This window comes from Corynebacterium sp. (assembly GCF_012837295.1).
GTDB lineage: Bacteria > Actinomycetota > Actinomycetes > Mycobacteriales > Mycobacteriaceae > Corynebacterium.
This window is the reverse complement of record NZ_DURI01000193.1, coordinates 1-8,294: the sequence shown is the minus strand read 5'-3', so window position 1 is coordinate 8,294 and position 8,294 is coordinate 1. Positions and strand designations below refer to the sequence as shown.

Sequence of the window (8,294 nt, the reverse complement as noted above, 5' to 3'; positions counted from 1 at the left end):
ATGCCCAGGTGGATGTCGCGGATCCAATCCGGGCCGCCGTAGATCAGCGGCGTATATCCCTGCAACAGGGTGGCACCGGCGGCGATGCGCTCCCACGCCTGCTGCGGCGTCTCGATGCCGCCGACGCTGATCAACGTCAGCTTCCCGCCGACGTGGCCGTGCAGCAGCCGCAGCACCTCCAGCGCGCGGGCCGCGACGGGCGCGCCGGAGACGCCACCGGCGCCCATCTTCTTCACGATCGACGCCGGGGTCTTCAGGCCCTCGCGCGAAATGGTCGTGTTCGTGGCAACGATGCCGGCCAGGCCCAACTCCACGGCGAGGTCGGCGACGGCGAGGACGTCCTCGTCGGACAGGTCCGGGGCGATCTTCACCAGCACCGGCGACGTGGTCTCCTCCTGCACGGCCGCGAGAATCGGCCGCAGCGTCTCCACCGCCTGCAGGTCGCGCAGACCCGGGGTGTTGGGGGAGGAGACGTTGACCACGACGTAATCGGCCAGGTCGCCGAGCGCGCGGGCCGACTGGCGGTAGTCGTCGACGGCGCCGTCCAACGGCACGACCTTGGTCTTGCCCAGGTTCACGCCGATGACGCCATCGCCGCGGCGGTTGCGCAGATTGCCCGCCACGAGTTCCGCGCCCGGATTGTTGAAGCCCATGCGGTTGAGGATCGCCCGATCCTCCTTCAGGCGGAACAGCCGCGGCGTCGGGTTGCCCGGCTGCGCCTGCGCGGTCACCGTGCCCAGCTCCGCGTAGCCGAAACCGAGGTCCGACCAGCAGTCCGCCGCGGTGGCGGCCTTGTCGAAGCCCGCCGCCAAACCGAGGGGACGGGGGAAGTCCACGCCGAACACGGTCTGCCGCAGGGCCGGCTCATCGACGACGAGCAGCCGCGCGATGGCGCGCCGCACCTTCGGGGCGCGCTGGAGGCGGGCCAGCCAGTCGTTCATCATCACGTGGATGCGCTCCGGCGGGAGCTGGAACATCGCCTTCAGGGAAGCCTGGTACGCGGCGGTGCGGATGGGATGGGACACGGTTGCTCCTCGGGCCCTCGTCGAACTGGCGTCAACCGGCAGATTACTCGCCTTCGCCCTCGCCGCTGGGCAGGCGGTCCTTCGGCTCGCGCGGGTTCATCAGTTCACGCTCGGCGTCGAGGTCGGCCTTGCCCTCTTCGAGGGCCTTGTCGACGTCGCCGGCGGTCACGTGCTGCGCCCCGGCACCCGAAGCGGAGTAGGCCACCAGATCGCCGTCGGCGGTGACCACGAGCGCCTGGGCGTCCGCGACGGTGGGCAGCTGCGCCGCCTTCAGCGCGGTGCCGGTGGAGATGTCGTAGGCCGTCAGCACGCCGTCGACGGTGGAGGTGACCCACACGAGGTTGCGGGCGGAATCGACGGCGACGGCCCACGGCCCCTCCGGCACCGGCGTGGAATTGTGCAGGCGCACGACGTCGCCGGCGGTGTAGATCAACAGCTGCCCGCCCTTGACGTCCACGGCCGCGACGGTGCCGTCCTCGCCGACGGACGCGGGACCGACGCCGATGCCGGCGCGCAGGCCCGAACCCGGGCGGGACTCGTCGAGGATGATCTCGTGGACCGAGGTCTCCGGCCGGTTGATCTCCAGCAGCACCGCAGACTCGCGGTTCGACGGCACGGACAGCAGCTGGGAACCGTGCCGCGACACGGCGAAGTCATCGGCGTGTTCGCCGTCGGCGCCGAAGACGTCGACCCGGTCGGAATCGGCGCGGTGGCCGACGATGCGGCCGTCGGACAGCCCGACGGCGGCGGTGTAGGCGGTGCCGCGGCCGATGACGGCGGTGCCGGACCCGTCCTCGGCGAGGACGTGGATGCCGTCGGGGCAGGGGAGCACGGCGACGTTGCCGGCCGGGGCGAGATCGCCGCAGGCCGCGTCGACGTCGTTGGAATCCATCGCCGGGTCCTCCGGGGTGCCGGACAGCACCTTCGACTCGGCGCGCAGCAGGATCCGGTCATCGACGCGCAGGGCGCCGGTGACGTTTTCGTCCAGGTCGATGACCTTTCCGGCGGGCTCGTCCGCCGAACCTCCGGCGGCGGGCAACGGCGTCGCGTTGCCCATGCCCGCGACCACCTCGCCTTCTGCATCGGAACCACACGCCGCCAGCGGAAGGGCCAGTGCGGCGAGGCCTGCGAGGGCGACGGACATGCGAATGCGGGAGTTGCTGCTCACGCTTGACGACGGTACCACCCGGGGTTTCCGCGGCCGCCCCCGGCTTCGGCGTTTTCGTGGGCCCCGCAGTCGCCGGCCTACAACGACACGTCGTCGAGCGCGTCGCAGATGGCGCCGGGCAGGACGAGGTCATCGGCGGCGAGCAATTCGCGGAGCTGCCCGCGGGTGCGGGCGCCCATGAGCACCGACGTCACCCCCGGGCGATCGCGAGTCCACGCCAGCGCGGCGGCCGGCGGGGACACGCCCAGGCCCTCGGCGGCGGTGCACAGCGCGCCGACGACGGTGACGCCGTGCGGGTCGAGGTAGTCCTGCACTTCGGCGTCGGCGTGCTCGGAGGCACCGCGGGAGTCCTCCGGGATCGAGTCGCGGTATTTGCCCGTGAGCACGCCCTGGGCCAACGCGGCCCCGGCGATGAAGCCCACGCCAAGGTGCGCGGCGGCCGGCAGCAGTTCCTGTTCCGGGCCGCGCTGCAGAAGGCTCAGCTCGTGCTGGGCGACGACGGGCCGGATGCGCCCGGCGGCCGAGTGCGTCACCGCCAGCTGCCAGCCCGTGTAGCCGCGCACGCCCGCGTACCGGACCCGCCCGGAACGCACGGCGAACTCGAGGGTGTCCGCGACCTCCTCCGGCGGCGTCGAGGCGTCCCAGTACCCGGCCGACCAGATGTCCACGTGATCGACGTGCAGGCGATCCAGCAACGCGTCGAGGTCGGCGATGAGCGCCCGGCGCGAACAATCCACCCGGCGGCCCACCGGCTGCCCGGGGTCGACGCCGGAGGCGGCCGACAACACGACGTCGCCGCGCATCCCCTTGCGCCGCAGCACCGACCCGAGCATGTCCTCGGGGGAGCCCGAACCGGTCACCGGGGTCGCGTCGACCAGGGTCCCGCCCGCGTCGACGAAATCCACCAGAATCTTCGCCGCCTCATCGCGGTCGGTTCCCGCACCCCACGTCGCGGTGCCCAGCCCGAGGGCGGACACCCTCAGCCCGCTGGCTCCAAGTAGTCGTCGTCGCACCCGCCCCACTCTACGTGCCCGGCATGCCCGACCCGGCACACCGAGCCGGGGGAGACGCGGACCGTCGTCACGCGGCGGTACCCCGATTCACGCGCAGGGGGAGTAGCCTGTCCGCCGTGACTTCTACCCCCGCCATCTTCGCGGCCGCCGAGTCGGCCGGGGCCACCGACATGACGTGGCTGCAGACCATCGTCCTGTCCATCGTCCAGGGCCTCACCGAATTCCTGCCGGTCAGCTCCTCCGGCCACCTGCGCATCGTGTCGGAACTGTTCTGGGGCGCCGACGCCGGCGCGTCGTTCACCGCCGTCATCCAGCTGGGCACGGAAGCCGCGGTGCTGGTGTTCTTCGCCAAGGACATCTGGCGGATCCTCACCGCGTGGTTCCGGGGGCTGTTCAACAAGGACGCCCGCGACTTCGACTACCGCATGGGCTGGATGGTCATCGTGGGCACGCTGCCCATCGCGATCATCGGGTTCTTCGGCAAGGACATCATCCGCGAGGGCCTGCGCAACCTGTGGATCACCGCAACCGTGCTGGTCCTGTTCTCCTTCGTGTTCATCGCGGCGGAGAAGTTCTCGCGGCGCGACCGCAGCTTCGACGAGCTGACCATGCGCGACGCGATCGTCATGGGCTTCGCGCAGTGCCTGGCGCTGATCCCCGGCGTGTCCCGCTCCGGCGGCACGATCTCGGCCGGCCTGTTCCTGAACCTCGACCGCGAGGTCGCCACGCGCTTCAGCTTCCTGCTGGCCATCCCGGCGGTCCTGGCGTCGGGCCTGTTCTCGCTTCCCGACGCCTTCGACCCGGCCGCCGGGCAGGCCGCGTCCGGTGCCCAGCTGCTGGTGGGCACGCTGGTCGCTTTCGTCGTCGGCTACGCCGCGATCGCCTGGCTGCTGAAGTTCGTGGCCAACCACTCCTTCGCCTGGTTCGCGGCGTACCGCATCCCGGTGGGCATCCTGGTGATGGTCCTGCTGGGAATCGGCGTCATGCAGCCGATGTAAGGTTTCCGGCATGCATTCGTGGCCCATCCCGACCGTCCCTTCCGTCGCGGGCGATCCCGTCCCGCTCCGCCTGCACGACACCGCCGATGAGGCGATCAGGCCGGTGCGGCCGCGCAAGACCGCAACGATGTACGTCTGCGGCATCACCCCGTACGACGCGACGCACCTGGGCCACGCGGCCACCTACCTGACCTTCGATCTGGCCTACCGCGTGCTGCTCGACAACGGCCACGAGGTCCACTACGTCCAGAACATCACCGACGTCGACGACCCGCTGTTCGAGCGCGCCGAGCGCGACGGCGTGGACTGGCGCGAGCTCGGCCAGTCGCAGATCGACCTGTTCCGCGACGACATGAAGAACCTGTCGGTGATCCCGCCGCGCGACTACATCGGCGCGATCGAGAGCGTCGGCGAGGTCGTGGAGATGGTCGGCCGCCTGCTGGAGTCGGGTGCCGCGTACCAGCTCGACGACGAATACGCGGACGTCTACTTCGACCGCAACGCCACCGCGGACTTCGGCTACGAGTCGAACTACGACGAGGCGACCATGGCGGAGCTGTTCGCCGAGCGCGGGGGAGACCCCGACCGCCCCGGCAAGCGCGATCCCCTCGACGCGCTGCTGTGGCGCGCCGAGCGCGACGGCGAGCCGGCGTGGGACGCCCCCTTCGGCCGCGGCCGCCCTGGCTGGCACATCGAATGCTCGGCCATCGCCGTCAACCGCCTGGGCGTCGGCTTCGACATCCAGGGCGGCGGCAGCGATCTGGCGTTCCCGCACCACGAGTTCTCCGCCGCCCACGCCGAGGCCGCCACGGGGCACCCGCGCATGGCGAAGCACTACGTCCACTCCGGGATGATCGCGCTGGACGGCGTGAAGATGTCCAAGTCCCTGGGCAACCTGGTCTTCGTGTCCAAGCTCGTCGCCGCCGGCACCGATCCGTCGGCGATCCGCCTGGGCGTCTTCGCGGGGCACTACCGCTCGGACCGCGACTGGTCCGACGAGATCCTCGCCGCCGCCAATGAGCGCCTGGACCGGTGGCGCCGGGCCGCGGCCGCGGCTTCCAGCGACGTCACGGCGACCATCACCGCCGTCCGCGAGGCCCTGTCCGACGACCTGGACACCCCGCGCGCGCTGGCCGCCGTCGACGAGTGGGCGGACGCCGTCCTCGGCGGCCGCGAGTCCGTTGGCTCCGATGCCGCATCCGGCTTCACCGGCCCGGGCGCCGACATGGCCGTCGCCCTCGACGCCCTGCTGGGCGTCAAACTCTGAGCATCTGCCCCCGCACCCCACCCGCGCCGGCGCCCGCCCGGCGAAACGGCTTGCGCGCGGGCATGATTGGCGCATGATCCGCGACACGTTCCAGCCGGAACTCGACGAGTTCGCCGGCGACCTGGAGTCCTACGCCACCGGTTCCTACCTCTCGGAGGAGGACCGCGAGAATTGGTTCGAGCCCTTCGACGTCGCCGCGGTGGCGGAGGTGCGCGACGTCGTCGAGCGCTACTTCGACGCCCTCGACGCCCTGTCCGCCCAGCGCGAGCCGGCGTCGCAGGAGGCGCTGATGGCCGTCGTCGACCGCGTCACCGCCGACCTCAACGCCGTCAACGCCAACCACGACGACGCCGTGCTCGAACCCGAGGAGCGCGAGACGCTGGTGCCGCTGCTCATCCGCGCCGCCCGCGCCGCGGGCCTGGACGAGGGGCACGACGACCTCCCGGAGCGCGACTTCTAGTCCCACGGCACGAATCTGCTTGACGACGGACCGCGGGGAGATTGGCCGTCGTCAAGCATGGGTCCGACCCGACACCTGGTTGACGGGCACAACAGACTAAGGTGTCTACCCATGGTCGATCACGTGGATTCCCCGTTCCTCACCGCTCTGCGCGAGCGCGTGCTCATCGGCGACGGCGCCATGGGCACCCAGCTGCAATCGTTCGATCTCGACGTGGAGAAGGATTTCCTGGGCCTCGAGGGCTGCAACGAGATCCTCAACGACACCCGACCGGACATCCTCGAGACGATCCACCGCCGCTACTTCGAGGCCGGCGCCGATCTGGTCGAGACCAACACCTTCGGCTGCAACCTGCCGAACCTGGCGGACTACGACATCGAGGACCGCATCCGCGAGCTCGCGGAGAAGGGCACGGCCATCGCCCGCCGCGTCGCCGACGAGATGGGCCCCGGCCGCGACGGCATGCCGCGTTTCGTCGCCGGCTCCATCGGCCCCGGCACGAAGCTGCCGAGCCTCGGCCACGCCCCCTACGCCACGCTGCGCGACGCCTACGTCGAGTGCGGCCTGGGCATGCTCGACGGCGGCGCCGACTGCTTCCTCATCGAAACCGCGCAGGACCTGCTGCAGGTCCGCGCCGCCGTCAACGGCGTCAAGGAGGCCATGCGGCAGCTGGGCAAGCGCATCCCGATCATCGTCCACGTCACCGTGGAGACCACCGGCACCATGCTGATGGGCTCCGAGATCGGCGCGGCGCTGACCGCGCTGGAGCCGCTGGGCATCGACATGATCGGCCTGAACTGCGCCACCGGCCCGGACGAGATGAGCGAGCACCTGCGCTACCTGTCCAAGAACGCGCGCATCCCCGTCTCCGTCATGCCCAACGCCGGCCTGCCCGTGCTGGGCAAGAACGGCGCGACCTACCCGCTGACGGCTCCCGACCTGGCCACCGCGCTGCGCGGCTTCGTCGAGGATTACGGCCTGTCCATGGTCGGCGGCTGCTGCGGCACCACGCCGGAGCACATTTCCGCCGTGCGCGACGCCGTCATCGGCGAAGGCGACTGGGCCGACCGCGGCCCCGCGACCCGCGCCGAGCGCGACCCCAACCGCACCGACGACGTCGCCTCGCTGTACTCGACCATGCCGCTGACGCAGGACATCGGCATCACCATGATCGGCGAGCGCACCAACGCCAACGGCTCGAAGGCGTTCCGCGAGGCCATGCTCGCCGCCGACTGGGAGAAGTGCCTGAACATCGCCCGCGGCCAGGTCACCGACGGCTCCCACATGATCGACCTGTGCGTCGACTACGTCGGCCGCGACGGCCGCGAGGACATGGCCACGCTGGCCGCCCAGATCGCCACGTCGGTGACGCTGCCGGTCATGCTCGACTCCACCGAGCCCGACGTCCTGCGCGTCGGCCTGGAGCACCTCGGCGGCCGCAGCGCCCTGAACTCGGTGAACTTCGAGGACGGCGACGGCCCGGGCTCGCGCTACCACCGCATCATGGAGCTGGCCGTCGAGCACGGCGCCACCGTCGTCGCGCTGGCCATCGACGAGGACGGCCAGGCTCGCACCCGCGAGAAGAAGGTCGAGATCGCCGAACGGCTCATCGCCGACATCACCGGCACGTGGGGCCTGCGCGAGCAGGACATCATCGTCGACTGCCTGACGTTCCCCATCTCCACCGGCCAGGAGGAGACCCGCCGCGACGGCATCGAGACCATCGAGGCCATCCGCGAGCTGAAGAAGCGCCACCCGGAGGTCCACACGACCCTGGGCCTGTCGAACATCTCCTTCGGCCTGAACCCCGCCGCCCGCCAGGTGCTCAACTCGGTGTTCCTCAACGAGTGCATCGAGGCGGGCCTGGATTCGGCGATCGCGCACAGCTCGAAGATCCTGCCCATGAACCGCATCGACGAGCGCCAGCGCGAAGTCGCCCTGGACATGGTCTACGATCGCCGCCGCGGCGACGACCACCCGGACGGGGCCTACGACCCGCTGCAGACCTTCATGGAGCTTTTCGACGGCGTGTCCGCCGCCGACGCCAAGGACGCCCGCGCCGAGAAACTGGCCGCGCTGCCGCTGTTCGATCGTCTGGCGCAGCGCATCATCGACGGTGAGCGCACCGGCATCGAGGCGGACCTCGACGAGGGCATGAAGGAGAAGGACCCGCTGGCGATCGTCAACGAGGATCTGCTGCGCGGCATGCAGACCGTCGGCGAGCTGTTCGGTTCCGGCCAGATGCAGCTGCCGTTCGTGCTGCAGTCGGCGGAGACGATGAAGACGGCCGTGGCCTATCTCGAGGGCTTCATGGACGCGGAGGATTCCACCGGGTCGAAGGGCACGATGGTCATCGGCACGGT

At 70.7% G+C, this 8,294-nt stretch carries 7 protein-coding genes; 4 read left to right on the top strand and 3 right to left on the bottom strand.

The genetic code is table 11. The features are described from left to right. From GX015_RS06530 to GX015_RS06520, 3 genes are all read right to left on the bottom strand, one after another. Positions 1-977, bottom strand: a 977-nt coding sequence (locus GX015_RS06530) for a quinone-dependent dihydroorotate dehydrogenase (RefSeq protein ID WP_291343742.1), incomplete at its 3' end; no start/stop codon positions are given. 91 nt (positions 978-1,068) lie between these two features. Further along, positions 1,069-2,193, bottom strand: a complete 1,125-nt coding sequence (locus GX015_RS06525; RefSeq protein WP_291343739.1) for a hypothetical protein — start codon at positions 2,191-2,193, stop codon at positions 1,069-1,071. A gap of 77 nt (positions 2,194-2,270) precedes the next feature. After that, on the bottom strand, positions 2,271-3,206 hold the full coding sequence (locus GX015_RS06520; protein ID WP_120982662.1) for an aldo/keto reductase: 936 nt from the start codon (positions 3,204-3,206) through the stop codon (positions 2,271-2,273). 170 nt (positions 3,207-3,376) lie between these two features. On the opposite strand from GX015_RS06520, the gene GX015_RS06515 reads away from it, so the two are divergent. From GX015_RS06515 to GX015_RS06500, 4 genes are all read left to right on the top strand, one after another. Further along, positions 3,377-4,204 (top strand): undecaprenyl-diphosphate phosphatase, encoded by an 828-nt coding sequence (locus tag GX015_RS06515; RefSeq protein ID WP_082719312.1) that lies wholly within the window; start codon positions 3,377-3,379, stop codon positions 4,202-4,204. A 10-nt stretch (positions 4,205-4,214) separates the two neighbouring features. Continuing rightward, on the top strand, positions 4,215-5,471 hold the full coding sequence (gene mshC, locus GX015_RS06510) for a cysteine--1-D-myo-inosityl 2-amino-2-deoxy-alpha-D-glucopyranoside ligase (RefSeq protein WP_060925645.1): 1,257 nt from the start codon (positions 4,215-4,217) through the stop codon (positions 5,469-5,471). 73 nt (positions 5,472-5,544) lie between these two features. Next, the gene (locus tag GX015_RS06505; protein WP_046651501.1) at positions 5,545-5,931 is read left to right on the top strand and encodes a hypothetical protein; all 387 of its coding nucleotides are present in this window, start codon (positions 5,545-5,547) and stop codon (positions 5,929-5,931) included. A 111-nt stretch (positions 5,932-6,042) separates the two neighbouring features. Beyond that, a partial coding sequence (locus tag GX015_RS06500) for a homocysteine S-methyltransferase family protein (protein WP_291343734.1) occupies positions 6,043-8,294 on the top strand: 2,252 nt, incomplete at its 3' end.